This window comes from Streptomyces sp. CG4, assembly GCF_041080655.1.
Classification (GTDB): domain Bacteria; phylum Actinomycetota; class Actinomycetes; order Streptomycetales; family Streptomycetaceae; genus Streptomyces.
On sequence record NZ_CP163525.1, the window covers coordinates 9888978 to 9910865 of the forward strand.

Below are 21888 nucleotides of genomic sequence, written 5' to 3' on the forward strand. Positions count from 1 at the left end.
CCCGGTATGAGGTTGGGGGAAGTGGAACGGCTCCGGGGTGAGTTATCGGAGTTCGTTGGCGATGTGTTCGCTTCGGTGCCGCGGCGGGATCAGCGGCGGTGGGGCGAGTGTTACCTGCGGGGTCTGATGCTGGACGGCCGGCGCAAGTCGATCCAGCCGATGGCCGAGCGGCTGCCGGACGGCAACATGCAGGCTCTGCAGCAGTTCGTGAACCAGTCGCCGTGGGATCCGCTGCCGGTGCGACGGCGGATCGCCCAGCGGCTGTGCGAGACGATCACGCCTGAGGTGTGGGTGATCGACGACGTGTCGTTTCCCAAGTGCGGAACCGCCTCGGTCGGGGTGGCCCGCCAGTACTGCGGAGCGTTGGGCAAGCGGGCGAACTGCCAGGTCGCAGTCAGCGTTCATGCCGCCACGGACACGGCATCGTGTCCGCTGGACTGGCAGTTGTATCTGCCCCGGGAGTGGACGGACGAGCCGGACCGCTGCCGCAAAGCCGGGGTCCCGCAGGCCACGGAGCACCGGGAGAAGTGGCGCCTGGCACTTGGCCTGCTCGACATGCTCGCCGAGTGGGGCTGAAGGCCCCGGTCGTGGTCGCGGATGCCGGCTACGGCGTCAGTACCCCCTTCCGTCTCGCACTGGACGAACGGGGCCTGGCTTATGTGCTGGCACTGACCGGGAAGGAAGTCGCCCACCCCGAACACGCCGAGCCGCACCGGCCCGACTACGGCGGTCTGGGACCGCCGACCCTGCTTCGTTACCGGACCCCGCCACGGGCCCTGTCCCAGCACGCAGCCCAGGTCACCGCGGACATGCTCGCCGAGGTGACCTGGCGGCAAGGCAGCAAAGGGCGGATGACCTCACGGTTCGCCGTGCTCACCGTGCGTCCGGCGGGCAAGCAGTCCCTGGCCGCCGCCCAGGAGGCAGGCGGTGGGCATTACCGGTGGGACGGTGTCCTGCCCGCCTACACGATGCTCGTGGAATGGCCTGCCGGGCAGGACGCTCCGACCGGCTACTGGATCTCGAACCTTCCCGCGACCACACCCATCGTGGAACTCGTGCGGTGGGCGAAGATGCGCTGGCGGATCGAGATGTGTCAACCACAGTGCACTCATAAATGGGAACTGGCTGTTTGATCTCCGTCTTGGGCCGGGAGGGGTGGTTCGGTGTCGGTCCAGCGGAGTCGGGTGTACCAGCCGGGCGGGCGGGTGCGTCGCTCGCGGAGTTCGGCGAGTTGGGTGGGTCCGGCGTGGAGGATCCAGCGGTAGGGGCGCCGGGACTCTTTGCGGGCGTTCACCCAGCCGCGGTAGATCCACGAGTAGAGGGTGACTGCAGGCATGTCGAGTTCTGCGGCGAGGTCTTCCAGCCACCATTCATCGCGGCCGGGTTCTTCGCCGGGTGGCGGGGCCGACCGGGTGCGGGCGGGCGGCTGCAGGCAGCCGAGTTCGCGCAGGATCTCCTTGACCGCGGTGGCGCTGATCCGGTTCCCGCGTCCTCGGGCCGGGCGGAAGCCCTCTGCGTGCAGGCGCCGGGCGATCGCCTCGGGGCGGTGTCCCTGTCCGGCCAGCTCGCGGACACGTTCCTTGATCTGCGGGAAGTAGCTGAGCTGTTGCAGGAGGGCGACGGGGCGGGCGGTCTCGTCGGTGGTGGTCTGGCCGCCGGCCCAGGTGATGGTGACGGTGACCCGTTCGCTGGTGCCCAGCACGGTGACGGTGACCTGCTCCACGAGCGCGCGGATGATTTCTTTGCGATCGGTGGTGGTTGTCGTCGGTGCACTTCACAAGCCTTCGATGTCGCCGGCGAGCGCGGTGATGGCCTGCTGCTCGGCGGCAGTGAGGGTGCGCGGACGGGTCAGGGTGAAGCGGTCGTACTCCTCCTGCAGGGTCTGCTGGGCGACAAGGGCCTGTTCCCAGTCCTTTTCTAACTGCCGTACGACCAGGCGGTTCTCGGGCTCGGCAAGGCGGTAACAGCGCCGGGCCCGGTCGACGCTGATCGCAACGCGTTCCAGCCGCTGGGACCAGATCTTCTCGAGCTCGGCCCGTTCGGCCAGGACATGCTCGGCCGCACGTAAAGAGACCTCAAGCGCGGCCGGGGCCAGCGCGGCCAGGACATGGGCGGTCACGAAGGCGTCCACGCAGGCCCCGTTCAGTGCCTGGCAACGGTCGCCGGCCCCGTAGTCGGTCATCTGCCGGGCGCACACGTAGTCGGGGCGGGTGCCGCCCGCCTGCTGGTGATAGCGCACGGTCATGCGCTTGCCGCAGCGACCGCAGCGCACCAGCCCGGCCAGCAGCGCGGGGCCGCTGCGGACCGTGCCGGGGGCCTCGGCCCGGGCAGCGTTGGCCTGAAGCCGGGCCAGATTGGCCCGGTACTGCTCGACGGTGATGTAGGCGGGCAGGGCGTCGGGGATGAACACCAGCCACTCCTCCTCACCGCGCACCACCCTGCCCGTGGAGGGGCGCCCCGGTTGCTGCCGGCGGTGCTCGACCCTGCGGCGCCCGTAGGCGTAGATCCCGGCATAGACCGGACTGTGCAGCATGCACTGCAGCGTCATCCGGTTCGGCCGCCGCCACTCCAGCTCGCCCTTGTCCGGGCCCCGGCGTAACCTCACGGGCAGTTCGATCCCGTGCTCGACCAGCCAGCGCAGCACCGCATGCAGGGTGCCGAGCTCGGCGAACTTCGTGAAGACCAGCCGCACCACGGTCTGTGCCTGCTCGTCCGGGTCGAGGACCGCCTCGCCGGACGGCCGGCGCACGTAGCCGATCGGCAGCGGCACGGCCAGTTCTCCGCGGCGGGCCTTGCTCACCCGCCCGGTCTGCATGCGCTGCTTGATCAGATGGAGTTCGGCCTCGGCCATCGTCCCCTTCAGTCCCAGCAGCAACCACCACAGCCAGAACCTAACGAAGCACTACTATGCCTCGCCGGACCATCTGGGCCTGGTCGGTCTTGCCGGGAACGTCGTCGCCCCCAGGCCCTTTCGGGACTGGCGGGGGAAGCCGAATGCCGCCGGTGAACAGCGTCGGTGAGCCGGGTGCGGGAGAACCGCATGCCCGGATCGAGGTGGCGGGGGCTGGAAACGGAGCAAGTAAGCAGGTCACGGCCACTGGGGTGGCACAGCCGACCGGGAAACCGGCGGAAGAAAGGCCCCAGGTGCTACCACCCGCTGAAGCAACCGCGCCAGTCCCCGACCCTACTCGAGGTGCCGGGCGGCAGGTGACACACCGTGATCTGAAGGCCAGTCTCGGCAGCGAGGTCGGCGAGCTGGGTCTTCCAGCCGCGGGTGCGATAGCCGTTGGAGCCCCCGCCGTCGGCGGTGATCAGCAGCCGACGGGCGCGGGGGTAGTCGCGCCGGCCGCGAGCCTGCCACCAGCGCCGGATCGAGGCGACGGCAAACGCCGCGGTGTCGTGATCGGTGCCGATGCTGACCCAGCCGGTGTTCGCCCCCATGTCATAGATTCCGTACGGAATCGCTTTCTCGGCCTGGCCGGGGAAATCGTGCGTCTTGACCCTCACGGGCTGCCCTGCAGGCCGCCATTCGTGCCCGGCGTTCTTGTAGTCGCCGATCAGCTCCTTCTTCTTGCTGTCCACGCTGATCACCGGGTCACCGGCGTCCCTGTGGTCTCGTGCCTGCTCATTGAGGTAGCGGAACTGGGCGTCCCTGTCGGGGTGCTGAGCACCCTCGATGGTCTTGGCGTTGGCCTGCAGACTGAAGCCTTCCTCCCGCAGCAGGCTGGCGACCGTGTCGGCGCAGACCCGGTGGCCCTGCCGGGTCAGCTCCGCTGCCAGCTTCCGGGTCGACTTCGTCGTCCACCGCAGCGGCGACATCGGATCGCCCCGCTCGTCGGGCTCGACCAGCGCAAGCAGCGCCGGCCGCAGCCCCGGATCAAGGTCCACAGCCTTCTTCCGGCCCCCACCAGGACGACGGACCCGCCCCAGCAGAGCCTGACCAGACTCCAGTTCAGCCGCTCCGCGCGAGACCGTGCCCTCCCGAACCCCGGCCGCGGCAGCGACGAGCCTGATCCCACCATGCCCCAGCGACAGCGCTTCCGCCCCTATGACCAGCCGACGCTGACGCTCGTCCAGATGCGGCAACAACACCTGGAACTTCGCAGCCAGGACGGCCTCGATCCCCTCCGGTCTCCCCATACCAGAGCAACGAGTCCCGCAGCTGGAAGCCACGACTTGTTTCCCGGCAAGCCCTTATCGCCGTCGCTGACGGTGCGGTCCTCGTCGATCTCGTGGAAGAGCGCGGGCAGCGGGATGCTCGGGTCAGCGCTGGAGGTGGTGCGGATGACGGTCCGCGGCAGGTGCTCGGGCGCGAGCGTGGTGCCGGGCACCGCGGGCCTGCCATGGGCAAGGCCGTCGTCGGGGAGCAGGTCTGCGTTCTTGTTCGCCAGCAGCGGCCAGACGGGCCGGGTGGAGTCACCGGAGACATAAAGCACGTAGCCGGACTTGAGGTGCCGGCTCAGTTCGTACAGGGCGTGATCGATGCGGCGCGGCAGGGTGTCGTCGCCGCGGCTGCCTTCGGGGATGGGGTGGCTGCGCGACAGCGCCTGGGCGCGTGCGCAGTTGAACCAGCCGCCGCTTCCTCCTCGGTCGGTGGGCAGGTAGACGAGGGCCTTCCAGCGCTCGCCGACGGGCACGAACGCGGTGAGGACCCACATGAGCTTGGGCTCCTCGGTACGGTTGACGTGCCTGTCGCCGAGTTGGGCGCGCATGTGCAGGCCGAGGTGGGCAACGCGCTCTTTGAGACCGTTGCCGGTGGAGATGGAGGGTGTCAGGCGCGGATGGACCACCCCGGCCGGGACTGGTAGGCTCCCCTTGCCGATCATGGGCATGAGCATGGTCATTCGGTGTACGGAGACGGAGCGGGGGCCCGTGCGAGCGATTCCCATGACTATGGCACTGGTGTGTCTGTTGAGCGGCGCCGCACTCACGGGGTGCACGGCCGGTGATGCCGGTGAGACGAAGCCCGCGGCCGAACTGCTCGGCGAAGCCAACAACACAATGCGCGCACTGCATACCGTGACCGTGGAGACGACCAACACCACGGCCCACGGCACGCTGACGACCCGGCTCATCACTGACCTGAGAAGCCGATGCAAGGCGAAGACCACCTGGCCCGAGAATGGCAGCCTCGAACAGATCCGGATCGGAGAGACCGACTATGTCCGTCCCGACAAGACATACCTCGAGAAGTGGAGCGGCAGGAAGATCGACGGCCTGCGGCTGAAGCAGTGGGTGAGGGAACCCGTCGACGAGGCACAGCCGGGCGACGGACTGGCGACGTGTACCTGGATGTTCGCTTCGTTCGGCAAGGCGAAGAAGGGCGAGACCACCCGCATCGACGGACGGGAGGCGGTCGCGCTGCACGTTACGGACAGCGCAGACAAAGAAGGAACGTACACCTTTTACGTGGCCACCGCGGGTAAGCCGTACCTGCTGAGGAGCGTCTACCGGGGCGGCGGAAACGTCACCACCACGTCGTTCAGCGCGTTTGACGAGCCGTTCGATGTCGAGCCTCCCGCGTCGTCAGGAGTGCTGGACGCAGGACGTTGAGGGCTGGGGCTTTCGTTTGGATTACCGGGTGAGCCAGAGGAAGATGCCGGCGATATGGAGTCCGGCCAGGTAGACAGTCGCGGTCTTCTCGTAGCGGGTGGTTGTGCCGCGCCCTTGCTTCAGGCGGTTGATGCATCGCTCAAGGAGCAAGCCGTAATGCACACATAGATGACTCTGGATCGGGGAATGTGCCGGTCATAGGGGTGGATGGCTTGCTCCGGGCTGCAGCGGTGGTGCAGCAGTTGCGGGAGCGACGGGCCGATGAGGACGAGGGGGTGGGTCGCGGTGTCCGAGGACGTCGCTGCTGAGCTCCCCAGATGCCGTGGGAGACGGTTCCCGAGCTGAGCCGTCAGCAGGTGGTGCGGCTGCTGGCCGAGCTGGCGGCTCGCATGCTAAACGCGGCGGGACGGGACGGGGGTGAGCCCCGTGTCGGTGACGGCTCCGTGGGAACGCCTTGACGGCAAGGTCCAGCCTTGGCATCTGGACCGGCTCGCGGTCGTTTATGTTCGTCAGTCGACCCCGCAACAGGTCCTCGACCACGCGGAGTCGACCCGGCTGCAGTACGGGCTGACGCAACGGGCCGTCGATCTGGGCTGGCCCGCCTCCAGGGTCTTGGTGATCGATGAGGACCTGGGGCATTCGGCGTCCGGCCTGGTGGACCGGCCCGGCTTCCAGCGGCTGGTTTCCGAGGTCGGCCTCGACCACGTCGGCTTGGTCCTGGGCGTGGAGATGTCCCGGCTGGCCCGCAGCGGCCGCGAATGGCACCAGCTGCTGGAACTGTGTGCGCCGGCCGGAGCCCTGCTCGCCGACCCGGACGGTGTCTATGATCCGGCCGAGCACAACGACCGGATGCTGCTCGGTCTCAAGGGCACGATCAGCGAGGCCGAACTCCATCTGATCAAGCAGCGGATGTGGAACGGACGGACCGCCAAGGCCCGCCGCGGTGAGCTGGCCGTGCCGTTGCCGGTCGGCTATCTGAGGCTCGCCGACGGCCAGGTCGTCAGGGACCCCGACGAGCAGGTGCAGGCCGTGGTCTGTCTGGTCTTCGACCTGTTCGACGAACTCGGCCTGATCAACGGCGTGTTGAGGTTCCTGGTCGACCACGGCATCCAGATGGGCATCCGGACCCGCGAGGGGCCGGAGAAGGGCCGACTGGTGTGGCGGCGCCCCAGCCGGATCATGATCCAGAACATGCTCCGGCACCCCGCCTATGCCGGAATGTATGTCTATGGCCGCAGCCGGACCGATCCCCGTCGGCGCATCCCGGGACGTCCTTGCACCGGCCGTGTCCGTAAACCGCGCGAGGACTGGCTGGTGTACTTGCCCGGGACGCTGCCCGCGTATATCGGCACCGAGCAGCATGAACGCAACCTGGCCCGGATCGAGACGAACCGGTCCCGGGCGCTGAGCCTGGGCGCTCTGCGGGACGGTCCGGCCCTGTTGGTCGGACTCGTCTACTGCGGCCGGTGCGATACCCGGATGACCGTGCACTACCAGCGTGGCGCGGGCGGCAAGCTGTGGCCGAAGTACGAGTGCAGCCGCGTCAAGGCGGACTACGGCGGCGTCTTGTGCCAGCAGTTGTCCGGAGCCTGCCTCGACCGGTATGTCACCGCCCTGCTGCTGACCGCCCTCGCCCCGGCCTCACTCGAAGTCTCCCTGGCTGCGGCAGAGCACGCCCAGCAGCGGCGCCACGAGGTGGACCGGATCTGGCGCCAGCGTCTGGAGCGGGCCGACTACGCCGTCGACCGGGCCCGCCGCCAATATCAGCTGGCTGAACCGGAAAACCGCCTGGTCGTGCGCGAATTGGAGCGCGCCTGGGAAGCCGCGCTGGCCGAGCGGAAGCACCTGGGCGAGGACTACGACCGCTTCATCGCTGCCCGGCCGCGAGTCCTCACTGCCACCGAACGCGAGCAGATCCGGGCCCTGGCCGGCGACCTGCCGGCCGTGTGGCAGGCGCCCACCACGACGAACACGGACCGCAAACAGCTGATGCGGCACCTGATCGAGGCGATCCGCGTGACCGTCATCGATGACAGTGAACGCGTCACCGTCCAGATCACCTGGGCCGGCGGCCACCCGACGGTGAGACCATCCGCCCCGTCGGCCGCCTGGACCAGCTCAGCTACTTCCCTCAACTCGTCGCCCGAGCACGGGAACTGGCCGCCGCCGGACAGACCGCTCCCGCCATCGCGAAGATCCTCAACGCCGAGGCTTCCGGCCGCCCAAACGCCGTGATCACTTCGGCACTCAAGGCGTCCGCCAGCTCCTGCGGGAACTGGGCTGCATCAGCCCGCAGGAACAGAGCCTGCGTCGAAACGCCTCACCCCTCGGCCCCGACGAGTGGTGGCCCAGCGACCTCGCCCGCGAGATCGGCATGCCCCGCGTCACCCTGTTCGGCTGGATCAAGTACGGCTGGGTCACCGCCCACCAGCAAGATGACCGGCGCCGGTCCTGGGTGATTCACGCCGATCGTGCCGAAGTCGAACGGCTTCGCCGCCTGCACGAACTGCCCCGCGGACACGGAGCACGCCAACCCTGGCTGTACGACCAGCGGATGGCGATAATCCAGAACGAGACAGGAGCCCACGGCGATGGCGACGAACCGCAGCTATGACAGCACTGCGGCTTGCTCATCTCGACGGTGTTGCGCTGCCTGTAGGCCTCGTGGTCGAAGGCCGGCGGTCTACCGCTCCGGCTGCCGCGTCGCAGCCGGCGGCCCGCTGGTCCGTCGGTTCGGGGATGACCGCCCGGATACCGCGCTTGCGAAGGTGGTCTCGGATCGCGCGAGATGAGTAGGCCTTGTCTGCGAGGACCCCGTCCGGCCTTGTGCGGGGACGACCACGCCGTCGGGGACCGCGCAGGCGAGCCATGGCGTCCGTGAAGGCGGGCGTGTCGCCGGCCTGCTCCGCGGTGAGAACGAACGCCAGGGGCCGGCAGTGGGCATCGGCAGCGAGGTGGATCTTCGTGGTCAGTGCGCCACGGGGTCGACCGATGGCGTGGTTGGCAGGCTCGCCGGCAGGAGCCCCCTTTGCGGGCCCCAGTAGCGTGCTGGTGAGCGCACACGATCGTGGCGTCCGCCGACACGGCCCAGGCCAGGTCCTCGTCGGCGTCGGGCTGGGCCATCAGCGCGGTGAACACCCGATCCCAGGTGCCGTCCACGGCCCACGTCCGCAACCGGTTGTAGATGCCTCGCCAGTTGCCGTACTTCTCCGGCAAGTGCGCCCACTGCGTTCCGGTCTGCAACTTGAAGGCGATCGCGTCGATCACCTGGCGGTGATCCCGCCAGCGGCCGCTCCGCTTCGGCGTACGGTCCGGGAGTAACGGCTCGATCCGCGCCCACGAATGCCACGCAAGTGCGAACCTGAACATGCGTCCTCCACCGGCCGCCAGGACTCAGGCGAAGGCCAGGCCATCAGCCCGTTCCCGGGCATCCGCATGCTCTTTGAAGAACCCGAAATCGTTGCTATCCGTATGTGAGAGGCTCCTGCTCGGCATGTGTCACGGTGACGGACCACTCGCTCTCGGGGACGACCCGGTCATGCGAGAAGCAGGAACCCCAGCCTTCTGCCGAAGACGTACGCCCTGGAGGCAGGCGCACGGCTTCGGCATGGCCCAAGCATCGAGAGCGTCACGAACCGGTCGGCGTAACTCCCAGGTGCAAGTCCGGGTTCTGTTCCAGCACCTTGGCCACGGGGTAGAACCTGCCTCCACCACTGAGCACACCCAGGGCTTGATGGGTGTTTTCGCCGTAGAGCAGTCCGCCGCTGTCTCCGCCCAGGGTATCGAGGTCGGTATTGATGAGGTCGTCGACCGTGGGCTGACTGCGGTCCTCGTTATGGAACGTGAAGGGCTTGCCCACGTCGGTGACCACGCCGCACTTATCCTCTACATTCTCTTCTGCGAATGTGGTCGCGCCGCGCGCGCTGACCTCCTCGCCGACGTAGGCTTCGCCGACCTTGCCTGGGACATACGATGTGGGTCGTCGAGCGAACCTTCGCTTGGCTCCACCAGTTCAAACGCCTGCGGATCCGCTACGAACACCGCGCTGATCTGCACCAGGGGCTTGTGCAACTCGCGTGCTGCATCATCTGCCTGCGCCGCCTGTCCAAGGGACACCACAGCACCTCTCCCACCGAAGGAGAACCCCCTCAATGACCTCTGCCGAGCCATTCACCCGTATCAAGATCCGCGTCGCCGCAGCCCTGTTCAACGGGGAAGAGATCGCTCTAATCCACCGCACCAAGGACGGCCAGGACCAGTACACCCTGCCAGGTGGCAACGTCGAACCCGGCGAACCCATCCATCAGGCCCTCGAGCGCGAACTCGACGAAGAACTGGGCCGGATCTCACAGATGCGACCGGTGTCCCGCATCTGACCTGGATCCAGGACGCCATGGTCACCCGCCCCGGCTCCACCCCACCCCGCAAACTCCACCTCGTCTTCCGCGTCTACATCGACAACTCCACCCGCGCTCACTTGCGCACCGTCGAGCACGACGACACCGCTGGCGCCGGCCACCTCACCTGGAGCCATTACAAGGACACGGCTGACAAAGCACTGTTCCCACCAGTTCCGCTCGCCGGGCTGGCTACTCCCACCGCACCCCTCGACGCTGCCCTGGCCCTCCTGCCGCCCCTCGACGACACCAACTACCGCTGGATCTGACCCGCCGTGGACCACGGCGGAGCCCGTCCCGACGATGCTTCTGTGAAACCACCAATTGGAGTCCGCTCACAGGAGTCAACCATCCGTAGCGCCGGAACACGGTTACGCATTCAATGGCGCCGCTGCCAGGCAGCTGCGGAGAGCGCTGGCAATTGAGCCGCCCGTGTGTCTCTTCCCCGGTCGGAGTTGCGTCGATGAGTCTGTGTCTACAAGGAGTTGGCCAGGCGCTCAGGGCTGCCGGCTGAGGGTGAAGGTCTGGGCTGCGTCGTTGCTGGTACAGGGCCACTGTTGGAGCTGGGTGCCGTTGGATGTGGACAGATTGGTCACGTCCAGACACAAGCCGCTGTGCTTGACCACAAACGCGTACTTCCCCGCTGCGAGGGGCACCGGTTTCCATTGCTGATTGGTGCCGCCGGCGAAGGTCCACAGTTGGGTCTGTGCGCCGTTCGCGGTTGCGCTCGGTCCGCCGATGATGTCCAGCGCCAGCGCGGGTACGTTGCGGTTGACCACCTCGTAGTAGCCGTCGCTGGTGGGGATGAACTTCCAACCCTGGTTGGCCTGATCGCTGCCGCAGGTCCACTGCTGGACGGGGGTGCCGTCGCTGGTACCCGCGTTGGTGGCGTCGACGCACTGGCCGCTGTTGGCGTTGGTGATCTGGTACCAGGAGCCTGGGTCGATGCCGATCGTTGACGACGGTGCGGGAGACTGCGGTGTCGGCGCGGTCGCGTCCGACGTGGGCGACTGAGAAGCAGAGGCATCAGGAGCGGAGGCTGTTTCCGTGCCGTTGTCGTGCCCCGGTGCCAGGACTGCGGCGGCCACGGCACCTGCTATGCCGACAATGCCGACGGTGGTGATCCCCGCGGCGATGGCGGACCGCCGCAGGCGTCGCGCCCGGACGGGTGCTGGCGGTCGTGCCGGCTCGGTCAGCGGGCCGGGCTGGGTGAGGGGCTGAATGATCGTCGGGGCGACGGGCTCAACGAGGGTGGCATCTTGCTGCGATGCGGCTAGGAACTGGGCGACCTCGGCGTGCTGCCGCGCGATCAGTTGGTGCACTGCCGGTGGCCAGGGCTGCGGGGATGGGGCGATGGCACCGATGGAGTCAAGCAGTTGGGCCGGGCTTGGCCGCGCGGCTGGGTCCTTGGCCAGGCATCCCTCGATGATCCAGCGGATCCTGTCCGGAACCATGGTGAGGTCGGGATGGGTGTGCACGATGTTGTACAGGGTCTGCGGGGTGGAGGTCCCGGCGAACGGGCCCATGCCCGTGCACGCCATGACCAGCACTGCGCCCAGGGAGAACAGGTCGCTTGCCGGGCTGACCGGCAGCCCCTGGGCCTGTTCCGGGGACATGAAGCCGGGTGAACCGACCAGTGCGTTGGCGTGCGTCAGTTGGTCGGCACCCTGGCTGTCGGCCGCTCGTGCGATGCCGAAATCGATCACGCGGGGACCGTCGTCGGTGAGCAGCACGTTGGACGGCTTCAGGTCCCGGTGCACCAGGCCGGCGCGGTGGATCTCAAGCAGCGCGGCGGCCAGGCCCGCAGTGAGCCGCAGCGCGGCCTCCACCGGAAGCACGCCGGCGGCCTCCACCGCTTCGTACAGCGACGGGCCGGGTACGAACACCGAGGCCAGCCACGGCGTAACCGCCTGCGGATCCGCGTCGATGACGGCCGCCGTGTATGCACCGGAGACCCTGCGCGAGGCATCCACCTCCCGGCGGAACCGCGCCCGGAACCCTTCGTCCATGCCCAGTTGGGCATGCACCAGTTTGAGCGCGACCAGCCGCCCGTCCGGGCCGCTGCCCAACAGCACCCGGCCCATGCCGCCCCGGCCCAACTCGGCGATCGTCCGATACCGTCCAACCGCGATCGGGTCAGACGCCTCCAACGGCCTCACACCGCTCCCTCCCGACAGACCAGCAAACCCGCTGCTCCACTCACCCGGCTCCGCTCATGATCGCTGGACGGACCCTATAGCGCTCCAACGGTAGTCGCGCAGCTGTCTGATCCACTCGGCCGGCACCTCGACCGCGACCCGGACCAAGGCGTCCCCGATGCTAACGTCGGCCCCAAGAGCCTCTGCGTCATCAGAGCGACGGCGACGGTCCGCCGTCGGCAACGGGCACCGACCTGATCGACGGCACCGACAAGCTCACGCCGACCAAGCGCGCCGAGCTGCGCGGGGTGATCTGCACCAAGCCCGGGCTGAACCGCTACCTGCGCGTCACGCACGGCGGGCTGCTGCGCATGGATGCCGCGAAGATCAAGGCCGAGGAGAACTTGGACGGCAAGTACCTGCTGCGCTCGAACGGCAGGGCTGCGGCAGGCACGATCGCGCCGGGAGTCGTACGGCGCCGGGCCAGGGCGCGGGCCGCGAGCGTCGGGGCACCGGCCAGGGCGGCCCGGGCCGGGGTGATCTCGACCGCGGAGGTGAGGACGAGTCCGGCCAGCGTGCAGGCGACGGTGACCAGGGCGAACAGTGGGATCTCCGGTACGTTTCGCCGGGTGGCTCCTGGGCGTCGGCGTCCAGGTCGGTGGCGATGACCACGTGGGTGAGCAGCACCACGGTGGCGTCCAGGCTGAGTACCGCCGTGATGACCGAGGCGATGGCGAACACCTGCACCAGCAGGCGGCGTGGACGCCCCGCGGCGGTGCGCGTCATCCAGGCTCCGCAGGCGTGGAACAGACCCTCGTCATTACACTGTTGAGCCAGTGCGAGCACGGCCGCGAGGAAGCCGATCACCGGTCCGATCCGGGCGGCCTCGGCCGCCGCGTGCGCCGGCGAGATGGCGCCGGTGCCGATCACCAGAGCGGCGGCCGCTACAGCGACCACGACCTCCGGCCAGCCCCACGGGTGCGCCACAGCGCAGACCAGCACCACCAGCAGGACGACCGACATGACCTCCGCGAAAGACCTGTTCAGAGTCAGCCCCTCAGGGTGGCAGCAACGGTGACCCTCTCATCTTCCGGCACCGCCCCCCACTCAGGCTGAGGCCCTGCCCCCGGACGCTGAGCGGGGAGCCGGCCCGCCGCCGGCTGACGGGCTGACCCGGGACTGCGGGGTCAGTGCTCGCCGAAGAAGATTTCGCGGACCTCGCGGATGGCGTAGTACACGAGGACAAAGCCGGCCAACGGGTCTGCAAACCACCAGCCGGCCAGGGCGTTGAGGACCAGACTGATCAGGACGGCGGCGGCGAGCAGGCCGTCGATCAGGGTGACCCGGCCCTCGGTCTTCAGCACCGGGTTGTCCAGGGCGGCACCGGTGCGGGCCTTGCCGAAGGCAAGAGCGAACATCGCCGCAGCGGTGATTGCGGTCCAGACGATCCCCAGCGGTGAGTGGTGCGGGTGGAAACCGGTGCCCAGTACAAACGTGGACTGCACCAGCAGATACAGGGCGAGCAGCGCGAAGCCGACGCCGATCAGCTTCAGGGCGCGGCGCTGGCGGTCCTCGCCGGTGCCGGACAGCTCCCAGATCACCACCGTGGACGCGCCGATCTCGATCAGGGAGTCCAGGCCGAACCCGGCCAGTGCCACCGACTTCGCGGAGATCGCCGCGACGGCGAGCACAAAAATGCCCACCACGTTCCAGCCCAGGGTCACGTACTCCAAGGCGAAGCCGCGGCGGAGCAGGGTCTGCCGGGGGGTCTCGTTCACATCACTCACCAGGCGAGTCTCCCAGCCGCCCAGAACCGTCAGTAGCCGGGTCACTGGTTGTCATGAATGCAACAGAAGTGGGGCGCGGCGAGCCGACCCTCATTTCCCGTCCACGCCGAACTCGCCCAGTCCGGCAACGGGTGATGAATTCCGCTTGATCGTTCGCCCGTAGTAGTGCTGATCCTGGTCTCCCTGTCCAGGCAAGCACTGCGGTCGTTAGCCGCTAAGAGGGCGGAGCCGGGCGGCGAGGAGCGCGATGTCGTCCTCGTTCGTGCTGTTGGTCAGTTGGGTCAGGAGTGTGTCGAGGAGGTCCTCAAGTGGGCCGTCGGCGGACAGATCCATCTCAGTTAGGGCGTGCACGGAGTCGTCGATGTCCACGCCCCGTTGTTCCACGAGGCCGTCGGTGTAGAGCAGCAGGACCGAGCCCGGCTCGAATGCGAATGTTGTTGTCTCGTAGTCGCCGAGTTCTGTGCCGATGGGAGGACCGGCCGGAAGGTGCATCAGTCCGGCGCTGCCGTGGGGGTGGATGAGAAGGGGCGGCAGGTGGCCGGCCGTGGCTGCGGTGCAGGTGCCCGCCTCGCCGCTACCACCTGGCCCGCCTCACCCATCTGGACCGGGCCACCGGCCGAGGTCTTCTGCGCCTACCGTTCCCCACGAGCGGAGTGAACCGCCTCACCTCCGGCCACGTGGACACCGTCACCCCGCGCCCCGAGCACAAGGTCACGGCGGTGCGGGTGTCCCGGCCGCAGACCTGCTCAGCCCGGCGAGCGCACCATCCCGCACGCGGAGGAACTCCCGCCATGAACTCCTTCCACGTCGACTCCGAGGTCGGCCGCCTCCGCCAGGTGATCCTGCACCGCCCCGGCCTCGAACTCTCCCGCCTCACCCGCGCAACGTCGACGCCCTGCTCTTCGACGACATTCTGTGGGCCAAGCGGGCCCGGGAGGAGCACGACGCCTTCGCCCAGGTCCTGCGCGACCACGGCACCCGTGTCCACTACTTCGCCGACCTGCTCGCCCAGACCCTGGACGTGCCCGAGGCCCGCAACTGGCCGCTGGACCGCGTCGTCACGCCGGCGACGGTCGGCCCCGCCCTCATGGACCGGGTGCGCGAGTTGTGCACCGATCTGTGCGGCGAGACGCTCGCACGCTTCCGCCTTCGACGTCCTCAAGGCCGCTCTGGGCTGAGACTGCGATACGTACTGGCCAGGGTGTCGACGGCGGCCGGGGCCCGGCCTCGGAAGGTCTCGGCATTGGCGAAGAGCAGCGCCGAGTCGTAGCGGTGGACCAGCAGCCCGGGGATCGTACGGGCTGGCGGGTAGTCGTCCTCGTCGTGCGCGCCTGCCACGCCAGGCACCAGGCCCTCCACTGCGTCGTGCAGGCGCGCCACCCAGGTCCGCCGCTCGGCCATCGACAGGCCGATGGCCACGATCACCCCGTACGCGAGTACCCCTACCAGGCAGCTCAGAGCGAGCAGCAGTTCCCGTCTGCGGAAGGACTCCAGCCGGCGGAGGCCCGCCACGTCGATCATGCGGACCGCGGCGTACATGACGAGCGCGCCGAGCACGGCCGAGGGGGTACGGGCCAGCAGCGGGCTGAGGAAGCGGAGGACGGCGAGCACCGCGGCGCCCGCCGCCAGGGAGTGCGCATGGCTGCGGGCGCCCATCGAAGAAGAGAGCGCGGGCAGCACGAGGTGCGGCAGCTTGCCCAGTCCGGGAGGGCCAGGGAGGGCAGGCCCGACGGCGCGCTGCTGATCACCTTGAGGCGATGCCAGCCGTCGATGTGGACGACGGCCACGGCCGTGGTAGCGGGGATCACGGCGAGCAGCGGTCCCGGGAGCTGCGGGACGTACCGCTTGACCGTGAACAGGAACGCCAGGCCACGGCGGAGAGGACGAGAGCCGCCGGATCGACAGCCCGGCGGCCGGCGGTAGCCCGGCCACTCCCGCGTAGGCCATGACCTGCGGTACGAGATAGGCCGCTTCGCTCACGCCGACCAGCAGATCGCCTTTCCACCACGAGCGCCGAAACGCATCAGCGCGCCCAGGCCGGGGACCAGCCGACGACACAACGAAAACCGTCCGCCCGAGCCTTGAGCCATCTGCCTCCTCTCCCTGTTCGAGCCCAGCACCCACCGCCGCGCGATCATCTGCGAGAGAGATCCGGCGTGCCATGCGACGCATTCTCCGGCTCCCGCCCCAACCAGCCCGTCGGCCAGGGACGTTCAGCCCATCCGGCGGAGACCTTCGGCATCCGGCGCGACACCGCGCACCGGACGAGAGTGAGTGAGGGACGAGGGCAAGCGGTCGCTGCCCGCGCAATCCCGGAACACGACGCTGGAATCGGGTCCCCCCGATTCAGGAGGTGGAGATCATGCCCCGTGCCATCACCGTGGGTCTCGACGGCTCGCCCGAGAGCCGCGCCGCCGCGGAATGGGCCGCCCGCGAGGCGGAGCTGCGCGGACTGCCTGTGAAGCTCGTACACGTCTGGGATCCGGCACCGGCCCCCACGGTGCACGCCCCGTTCCTCGGCGCCGAGACTTACCAGCACTGGACCGAGCGGATTCCCCGGGAATCCGCCGAGGGCCTGCGGCTGCGCCACCCCGGTGCCGAGGTCAGTACGGAGCAGCTCAGCGGTTCGCCCGCCGAGGCCCTGGCCGACGTGGCGAAGGACGCCGAGCTGCTGGTCCTCGGCTCGCGCGGGCTGGGTGGGATCGCCGGTTTCCTGATCGGCTCGGTCGGACTCGCGGTCGTGGCGCACGCCGAGCGGCCCGTCGTCCTGGTCCGGGCAGGTGAGCAGCCTGCAGACGAGAACGAGATGGACGTCGCCGGTGTCCCGTCCGCCACCACTTCCTCCCGCCCGGTCGTCCTCGGACTCGACCTCGGCAGCCCCGACGAGACTCTGATCCGGTTCGCCCTCGACGCCGCCGCCCGCCGCAACGCCCCGCTGCGTGTCGTACACGGCTGGAACCCGACGCCCTACTACGCCTACGGCATGGCTCCTGACCCCGGAGTGCAGCAGATGCTGGCGGACAGCGACGCCGACGCCCTGACCGAAGTGCTGGCCCCCTGGCGGCAGAAGTTCCCGGACGTCCGGGTCGTCGCCGAGTCGCGCTTCGGAAGCCCGTCCCACCTCCTGATCGACGCCTCCCGCGAGGCCTCGCTGGTGGTCGTCGGCCGGCGCATGCGCCAATCCTCCGCCGGAGCCCGCATCGGGCCCGTCACCCACGCCGTGCTGCACCACGCCACCGCCCCCGTCGCCGTCGTCCCGCACGACTGACCCGCCCTCAAGGAGCCGACAGCATGAAGGCAGCAGTTGTACGAGCCCTCGGCGACCCCCTCGTCATCGAGGAACGCCCCGACCCCGAGCCCGGCCCCGGGCAGGTCCGCATCCGCGTTGAAGCCTCCGGCCTGTGCCACACCGACATCCACGCCGCGCACGGCGACTGGCCGGTCAGGCCGAACCCGCCGTTCGTCCCCGGCCACGAGGCCGTCGGCCTGGTCAAGGCGCTCGGCGACGGCGTCATCCACCTGACCGTCGGCCGGCGGGTCGCCGTGCCCTGGGCGGGCAAGGCCTGCGAGCACTGCCTGTCCGGCTGGGAGACACTGTGCGAGCAGCAGATCAACACCGGCTACGGCTGCGACGGCGGGCACGCCGAGAAGATGCTCGCCGGGGCCGACTTCGCCCCGCCGGTGCCCGAGGGCATCACCCCGCTCGACGCCGCCCCGCTGACCTGCGCCGGCGTGAGGACGTACAAGGCTCTGAAGGTCGCCGAGGTCCGGCCCACCCAGCTGGTGGCGATCTCCGGGGTCGGAGGCCTCGGCCACCTCGCCCTGCAGTACGCGAAGATCGCCGGTGCCACCGTCGCCGCCATTGACGTCACCAACGACAAGCTCGAACTCGCCAAGGAACTCGGCGCAGATCTCGTCATCGACGCCCGCAAGCAGGATGTCGGCCAGGTACTCAAGCAGCACGGTGGCGCCCACGCCGCGATCGCGCTCGCGGTCGACGACGCCGCGTTCGGGGCGGTCAACTCCGGGCTGCGACGTGGCGGCAAGCTGGTCATCGTGGCCCTGCCGGCACGCGACACCGTCCGCGTCCCGATCTTCGGTACCGTGCTGGACGGCACCTCGGTGATCGGCTCCATCGTCGGCACCCGTCAGGACCTCGCCGAGGTCTTCCAGCTCCACGTGGCCGCCCGGACCGAGGTCATCTACACGACCCGTCCCCTCACCTCCGTCAACGAGTCCATCGGCGATGTCCTGCGCGGCCAGGTCGAGGCCCGCATCGTCTTCGACCTCGGAAGGGAGGACTGACAGCGATGGACCTCCCGATCGTCGTCGGCGTGGACGGCTCCAAGCCGAGCCTGCGGGCCGTCGACTGGGCGGCCGACGAGGCCGCCGTGCGCGGGGCGCCGCTCCGGCTGGTCCACGCCTCGCTGTGGGAGCGGTACGAGGGTGTCTCTCTCACCGCAGACCTCGGCAAGCCCTCCGAGCAGGTGATGGCTGAGGAGATCGTGGCGACCGCCGAGCGGCGGGCCCGGCGCCGGCAGGCCGACGCGAAGATCTCCACCGACGTGCTGCCTGAGGAGCCGGAGTACGCCCTCGTACGGGAGAGCCGCTCCGCCTCGGCGGTCGTGCTGGGCTCCCGCGGCCGAAGCGGCATGGCCGAGGCGCTCCTCGGATCCGTCAGCGTGACGGTGGCCGGTCACGCGCACTGCCCGGTCATCGTGCTGCCCGGCAGCCACGACAACCAGGCACGGTCCGGGGCACGCGCCCGTATCGCCGTCGGCGTAGCCGAGGACGCGGAGAGCGCGGCGGCGCTGCACTTCGCCCTGGAGGAGGCGCGGCTGCGCGGAGTGCCGCTGGATGCCGTACGAGCCTGGCGCTGCCCCGCGCAGAGCATCGATCACGGCCGGCTGTCGGGCGAGGCAGCCCGGCAGCACCAGGTACGGGCCGGTCAGGTGCTGGAAGCGGCCTTGCGGGAGGCCCCGGCCGAGGTCGAGGTGCACCGGCGTATCGTCGAGGGTCCCGCCCGCCAGGTGCTGTCGGCCGTCTCGGCCGAGGCGGACCTGCTGGTCGTCGGAGCCCGGCGGCGCGAGGGCCACTACGGCCTCCAGCTCGGCCGGGTCGTCCACGCGGTGCTGCACCACTCCGCCTGCCCGGTCGCCGTCGTACCGCAGCGGGCGTGACCGCGGTGACCGGCTCTCAGAGGCTCGCCGCGTGATCGGGGACGTAGGTCTGCAGGTCGCGCGGCGGGCGCTCGTAGCCGGTCGACGCAGGCCGCGGTGGAAGCTCCAGCACCGGTGGCGGCACGTCGTGGTAGGGCACGGTGCTCAGCAAGTGGGCGATCATGTTCAGCCGGGCCCGGCGCTTGTCGTCGCTCTCCACGATGTACCACGGCGCCTCGGTGATGTCCGTGTGGACCAGCATCTCGTCCTTGGCCCGGGAGTAGGCCTCCCAGTGGGTGATCGACTCCAGGTCCATCGGCGACAGCTTCCAGCGCCGCAGCGGATCCTTCAGGCGGCGCTTGAACCGCTCCTGCTGCTCGGTGTCGCTGACGGAGAACCAGTACTTGCGCAGCAGGATCCCGTCCTCCACCAGCATCCGCTCGAAGATCGGGCACTGTCGGAGGAAGAGCTGGTGTTCTTCCTTCGTACAGAAACCCATCACGTGCTCGACCCCGGCCCGGTTGTACCAGGACCGGTCGAACAGCACGATCTCCCCGGCGGCCGGCAGATGCTCGACGTACCGCTGGAAGTACCACTGGCCGCGCTCGCGCTCGGTGGGCTTGGGCAGCGCCACGATACGGGCAAGGCGCGGGTTGAGGTACTGCGTGACCCGCTGGATGGTGCCGCCCTTGCCCGCCGCGTCCCGGCCCTCGAAGACCACCACCAGCCGGGCGCCCTCGGAGCGCACCCACTCCTGCAGCCTCACCAGCTCCGTCTGCAGCCGGAGCAGTTCCTTCTCGTACGTCTTGAGCGGCAGCCTCGCCGCGTTCTTGCCACCCATGCCGCCTCCCCGCGCGGCGGCTTACGACGCCGCCCACGCCCAAGTCAACCACCTGGACGCCACCGTACTCACCGGCGGGCGGCAGCGCACTCCGGACACCCACTGATCCCGACGGCCACGGCCCGCCCCGGATCCCCTACCGCAGAGGAGTCCACCACCATGACCGTACGTGTCGGCATCAACGGCTTCGGCCGCATCGGACGCTACATCCAGCACGACGACAGCTCCCTCACTGCCGACGGCAGGCTCATCCACGTCACCGCCGAGCGCAACCCGGCCGCCCTGCACTGGTCCGACTACGGAGCCGACATCGTCATCGAGTCCAACGGTCGCTTCCGCGACCGCGAATCCGCCGCGCTGCACTTGAAGGCGGGAACGCACACCGTGCTCCTGTCGGCGCCCGGCAAGGACGTGGACACCACCATCGTGATGGGCGTCAACGACGACACCTACGACCGCCATCGCAGCGAGCTGGTCACCAACATCGTGCGGCACGCCGCGGTCCTCTCCCTGCAGCTCACCGTGTTCTACGCCGCGGGCCGGGACTGCCTGGCCTTCGCTGTCCACGACCGCCACCCCTACCAGCCGCCGCTGCACGGATCGGTCTCCGGAACCGGAGAGGGCGCACTCGGCATCGTCATGGAGCTGGTGCTCGGGCTGTGCGGCACCGCGGTGGTCCGCAGCGACGCCGACAGCAAGGGCAAGAGCATCTGGATCACCCACCCCCTCTGACCTCAACGGTCCATCCGCGCAAGGAAGTTCACCACCCTGACCATTGACTGGCGCTACACCGCCGAGGAAAACCTCGGCATCCTCTCCGTCGCCGGGTACCTCGGCCCCGAGGCCGTCCACCGCATCACCGGCGCGGTCGGCTGGGCTCTGGCACGTGGCACCGGCCCGGTCATCGTCGATCTGACCGAGCTGCGCAGCTGGTCGGCCGAGGGACAGCTGGCGATCACCGAGGCCGCACGCCGTCTCGCCCAGGCAAGCCGTGGTCTGGAGCTGGCCGCCATTCCCGCCGGCGGGTCCCTCGTCCCCGACGGCGACCGCCCCACCGTCCCGGTCCATGCCGACCTGGCTGCCGCGCTCACCGCGCACAGCGCAGGGCACGGGGAACAGATGGAGGGGCGCCACGAGTGGCGCACCACGGGATGGCCGGATGGAGACACGCCGGGCGACTGGCCTCTCATCGGTTCTTACCCCGAGGCGAAGGCGTCGTCGCCGTCCCGTACGGGGACCCGGCTCGCCGAGCGTGCGTGGGTCAGTCGCGGTTCGTGTCCGGGGCCGGCCGATCGGGATGGCCGCCAAGGGACAGCTTCAGCAGGCGGGGCTCGCCGCAGCGCGGGCAAGCGCCGTCCGGGCCGACGGCGGTGGGGCGGCACTTGAGACGGCAGGCGGGGCACTTGAGCCAGGTGACGCCGAAACCGTGCAGCGGAGTGATCCTCACGCAAACCTCCCTCACCAGACCTCAGTAATTGCTAATCTTAGCAATTACTGAGGTCATCACCGCTGGATTCGGCGGCTTCGCTCCCCGGTGTGGATTCGGCCTGGCCGGTGCCGCACGTGAGGATGGGCCGCATGTTCTTGACGAGTGGGTGGATGCGATGCGCCGAAGCCCGGCCGGTGGGGCCGTGGTGTTGTGTCGGGAAGGGGACGGCACGGTGAGCATGCCGCTGTACCAGCTGAAGGCCGAGTTCTTCAAAACCCTCGGCCACCCCGCGCGCATCCGCGTCCTGGAGCTGCTGAGCGAGCGCGAGCACGCGGTCGCCGAGATGCTGCCCGAGGTGGGGATCGAGTCGGCGCACCTGTCACAGCAACTGGCCGTGCTGCGGCGGGCGAACCTGGTCGTGACCCGCAAGGAGGGCTCCACGGTGTACTACTCGCTGACCAGCCCGCACGTGGCCGAGCTGTTGCGGGTGGCACGCACGATCCTGTCGGGTGTGCTGGCGGGCCAGGCCGAACTGCTCGCCGACCTGCAAGCGGCACAGGCCGAGGGGAAACCGCCGTCGTAGC

17 protein-coding genes and 12 pseudogenes are annotated in these 21888 nt (G+C 69.2%); 15 read left to right on the forward strand and 14 right to left on the reverse strand.

Going from position 1 to position 21888, the window contains the following annotated elements:
* Positions 1–6 precede the first annotated feature (6 nt).
* Positions 7–1133 (forward strand): annotated as a pseudogene (locus tag AB5L52_RS44945) (IS701 family transposase).
* On the opposite strand, the gene AB5L52_RS44950 reads toward AB5L52_RS44945, so the two are convergent.
* The 4 genes and pseudogenes from AB5L52_RS44950 to AB5L52_RS44965 form a co-directional block, all read right to left on the reverse strand.
* Complete coding sequence (locus AB5L52_RS44950; RefSeq protein ID WP_369368750.1) at positions 1109–1723, reverse strand: hypothetical protein; 615 nt, start codon at positions 1721–1723, stop codon at positions 1109–1111. The pseudogene AB5L52_RS44945 and the gene AB5L52_RS44950 sit on opposite strands and share 25 nt — an antisense overlap.
* 51 nt (positions 1724–1774) lie before the next feature.
* Positions 1775–2875 carry a recombinase family protein gene (locus AB5L52_RS44955; RefSeq protein WP_369368752.1) on the reverse strand — a complete coding sequence of 367 codons (1101 nt, stop codon included), beginning with the start codon at positions 2873–2875 and terminating at the stop codon, positions 1775–1777.
* Between the two features lie 314 nt (positions 2876–3189).
* A pseudogene (locus tag AB5L52_RS44960) lies at positions 3190–4140 on the reverse strand (ISAzo13 family transposase); the annotation flags it as partial.
* A complete protein-coding gene (locus tag AB5L52_RS44965; RefSeq protein WP_351578530.1) occupies positions 4047–4826 on the reverse strand; it encodes an RNaseH domain-containing protein in 780 nt (259 codons plus the stop codon). The pseudogene AB5L52_RS44960 and the gene AB5L52_RS44965, both read right to left, overlap by 94 nt.
* Before the next feature lie 46 nt (positions 4827–4872).
* Here AB5L52_RS44965 and AB5L52_RS44970 point away from each other — a divergent pair, with 46 nt between their 5' ends.
* Positions 4873–5553: a hypothetical protein gene (locus tag AB5L52_RS44970; RefSeq protein WP_369368753.1), complete on the forward strand. Its 681-nt coding sequence runs from the start codon at positions 4873–4875 to the stop codon at positions 5551–5553.
* Between the two features lie 21 nt (positions 5554–5574).
* On the opposite strand, the pseudogene AB5L52_RS44975 reads toward AB5L52_RS44970, so the two are convergent.
* Positions 5575–5697, reverse strand: a pseudogene (locus AB5L52_RS44975) (IS5/IS1182 family transposase); the annotation flags it as partial.
* A gap of 282 nt (positions 5698–5979) precedes the next feature.
* Between AB5L52_RS44975 and AB5L52_RS44980 the strand changes: the two are divergent.
* Positions 5980–7788 (forward strand): recombinase family protein, encoded by a 1809-nt coding sequence (locus AB5L52_RS44980; RefSeq protein ID WP_369368754.1) that lies wholly within the window; start codon positions 5980–5982, stop codon positions 7786–7788.
* 139 nt (positions 7789–7927) lie between these two features.
* Complete coding sequence (locus AB5L52_RS44985) at positions 7928–8167, forward strand: hypothetical protein (protein WP_369369100.1); 240 nt, start codon at positions 7928–7930, stop codon at positions 8165–8167.
* Between the two features lie 20 nt (positions 8168–8187).
* Here the strand turns inward: AB5L52_RS44985 and AB5L52_RS44990 are convergent.
* Positions 8188–8922: pseudogene (locus tag AB5L52_RS44990) on the reverse strand (IS5 family transposase); the annotation flags it as partial.
* Positions 8923–9181: 259 nt separating this feature from the next.
* Positions 9182–9424: a hypothetical protein gene (locus AB5L52_RS44995; protein ID WP_351032798.1), complete on the reverse strand. Its 243-nt coding sequence runs from the start codon at positions 9422–9424 to the stop codon at positions 9182–9184.
* 104 nt (positions 9425–9528) lie between these two features.
* Here AB5L52_RS44995 and AB5L52_RS45000 point away from each other — a divergent pair.
* The 3 genes and pseudogenes from AB5L52_RS45000 to AB5L52_RS45010 all read left to right on the forward strand — a co-directional run.
* Positions 9529–9708 (forward strand): annotated as a pseudogene (locus tag AB5L52_RS45000) (transposase); the annotation flags it as partial.
* The gene (locus tag AB5L52_RS45005; RefSeq protein WP_369368755.1) at positions 9705–9929 is read left to right on the forward strand and encodes an NUDIX hydrolase; all 225 of its coding nucleotides are present in this window, start codon (positions 9705–9707) and stop codon (positions 9927–9929) included. The pseudogene AB5L52_RS45000 and the gene AB5L52_RS45005, both read left to right, overlap by 4 nt.
* A 17-nt stretch (positions 9930–9946) precedes the next feature.
* On the forward strand, positions 9947–10219 hold the full coding sequence (locus AB5L52_RS45010; RefSeq protein ID WP_369368756.1) for a hypothetical protein: 273 nt from the start codon (positions 9947–9949) through the stop codon (positions 10217–10219).
* Between the two features lie 228 nt (positions 10220–10447).
* Here AB5L52_RS45010 and AB5L52_RS45015 read toward each other — a convergent pair whose 3' ends face one another.
* The 4 genes and pseudogenes from AB5L52_RS45015 to AB5L52_RS45030 form a co-directional block, all read right to left on the reverse strand.
* Positions 10448–12100, reverse strand: coding sequence for an RICIN domain-containing protein (locus tag AB5L52_RS45015; RefSeq protein ID WP_369368757.1), 1653 nt, complete (start codon positions 12098–12100; stop codon positions 10448–10450).
* A 418-nt stretch (positions 12101–12518) separates the two neighbouring features.
* Positions 12519–13135, reverse strand: a pseudogene (locus AB5L52_RS45020) (SLC13 family permease); the annotation flags it as partial.
* A gap of 140 nt (positions 13136–13275) precedes the next feature.
* Entirely contained in the window at positions 13276–13875 is a 600-nt protein-coding gene (locus AB5L52_RS45025; protein WP_369368758.1) for a cation transporter, read from the reverse strand.
* A gap of 207 nt (positions 13876–14082) precedes the next feature.
* A pseudogene (locus AB5L52_RS45030) lies at positions 14083–14430 on the reverse strand (SpoIIE family protein phosphatase); the annotation flags it as partial.
* 236 nt (positions 14431–14666) lie between these two features.
* Between AB5L52_RS45030 and AB5L52_RS45035 the strand changes: the two are divergent.
* A pseudogene (locus tag AB5L52_RS45035) lies at positions 14667–14932 on the forward strand (arginine deiminase family protein); the annotation flags it as partial.
* A gap of 146 nt (positions 14933–15078) precedes the next feature.
* On the opposite strand, the pseudogene AB5L52_RS45040 reads toward AB5L52_RS45035, so the two are convergent.
* Positions 15079–15965, reverse strand: a pseudogene (locus AB5L52_RS45040) (SulP family inorganic anion transporter); the annotation flags it as partial.
* 272 nt (positions 15966–16237) lie between these two features.
* Between AB5L52_RS45040 and AB5L52_RS45045 the strand changes: the two are divergent.
* The 3 genes from AB5L52_RS45045 to AB5L52_RS45055 are packed head-to-tail and all read left to right on the forward strand — an operon-like array spanning position 16238 to position 19055.
* Positions 16238–17143: a universal stress protein gene (locus tag AB5L52_RS45045; protein ID WP_369368759.1), complete on the forward strand. Its 906-nt coding sequence runs from the start codon at positions 16238–16240 to the stop codon at positions 17141–17143.
* Between the two features lie 23 nt (positions 17144–17166).
* A complete protein-coding gene (locus AB5L52_RS45050) occupies positions 17167–18180 on the forward strand; it encodes a zinc-dependent alcohol dehydrogenase (protein ID WP_369368760.1) in 1014 nt (337 codons plus the stop codon).
* A 5-nt stretch (positions 18181–18185) separates the two neighbouring features.
* Positions 18186–19055, forward strand: coding sequence for a universal stress protein (locus AB5L52_RS45055; RefSeq protein ID WP_369368761.1), 870 nt, complete (start codon positions 18186–18188; stop codon positions 19053–19055).
* 16 nt (positions 19056–19071) lie between these two features.
* Here the strand turns inward: AB5L52_RS45055 and ppk2 are convergent, their stop codons facing one another.
* Positions 19072–19875 (reverse strand): polyphosphate kinase 2, encoded by an 804-nt coding sequence (gene ppk2, locus AB5L52_RS45060; RefSeq protein ID WP_369368762.1) that lies wholly within the window; start codon positions 19873–19875, stop codon positions 19072–19074.
* A gap of 159 nt (positions 19876–20034) precedes the next feature.
* Here ppk2 and AB5L52_RS45065 point away from each other — a divergent pair.
* The 3 pseudogenes from AB5L52_RS45065 to AB5L52_RS45075 all read left to right on the forward strand — a co-directional run.
* Positions 20035–20355 (forward strand): annotated as a pseudogene (locus AB5L52_RS45065) (glyceraldehyde 3-phosphate dehydrogenase NAD-binding domain-containing protein); the annotation flags it as partial.
* A pseudogene (locus AB5L52_RS45070) lies at positions 20341–20607 on the forward strand (ATP-binding protein); the annotation flags it as partial. The pseudogenes AB5L52_RS45065 and AB5L52_RS45070, both read left to right, overlap by 15 nt.
* A 36-nt stretch (positions 20608–20643) precedes the next feature.
* Positions 20644–21003 (forward strand): annotated as a pseudogene (locus AB5L52_RS45075) (anti-sigma factor antagonist); the annotation flags it as partial.
* Positions 21004–21136: 133 nt separating this feature from the next.
* Here the strand turns inward: AB5L52_RS45075 and AB5L52_RS45080 are convergent.
* A complete protein-coding gene (locus tag AB5L52_RS45080) occupies positions 21137–21322 on the reverse strand; it encodes a hypothetical protein (RefSeq protein WP_369368763.1) in 186 nt (61 codons plus the stop codon).
* Between the two features lie 214 nt (positions 21323–21536).
* Here AB5L52_RS45080 and AB5L52_RS45085 point away from each other — a divergent pair, with 214 nt between their 5' ends.
* Positions 21537–21887: a metalloregulator ArsR/SmtB family transcription factor gene (locus AB5L52_RS45085; protein ID WP_351578497.1), complete on the forward strand. Its 351-nt coding sequence runs from the start codon at positions 21537–21539 to the stop codon at positions 21885–21887.
* Position 21888: the final 1 nt, after the last annotated feature.

Bases quoted from the DNA above. Each gene is read 5' to 3' on its own strand.
- AB5L52_RS44965 (WP_351578530.1), bottom strand. From the start codon at position 4,826: ATGATCGGCAAGGGGAGCCTACCAGTCCCGGCCGGGGTGGTCCATCCG.
- AB5L52_RS44985 (WP_369369100.1), top strand. From the start codon at position 7,928: ATGCCCCGCGTCACCCTGTTCGGCTGGATCAAGTACGGCTGGGTCACC.
- AB5L52_RS45005 (WP_369368755.1), top strand. From the start codon at position 9,705: ATGACCTCTGCCGAGCCATTCACCCGTATCAAGATCCGCGTCGCCGCA.
- AB5L52_RS45010 (WP_369368756.1), top strand. From the start codon at position 9,947: ATGGTCACCCGCCCCGGCTCCACCCCACCCCGCAAACTCCACCTCGTC.
- AB5L52_RS45045 (WP_369368759.1), top strand. From the start codon at position 16,238: ATGCCCCGTGCCATCACCGTGGGTCTCGACGGCTCGCCCGAGAGCCGC.
- AB5L52_RS45050 (WP_369368760.1), top strand. From the start codon at position 17,167: ATGAAGGCAGCAGTTGTACGAGCCCTCGGCGACCCCCTCGTCATCGAG.
- AB5L52_RS45055 (WP_369368761.1), top strand. From the start codon at position 18,186: ATGGACCTCCCGATCGTCGTCGGCGTGGACGGCTCCAAGCCGAGCCTG.
- ppk2 (WP_369368762.1), bottom strand. From the start codon at position 19,875: ATGGGTGGCAAGAACGCGGCGAGGCTGCCGCTCAAGACGTACGAGAAG.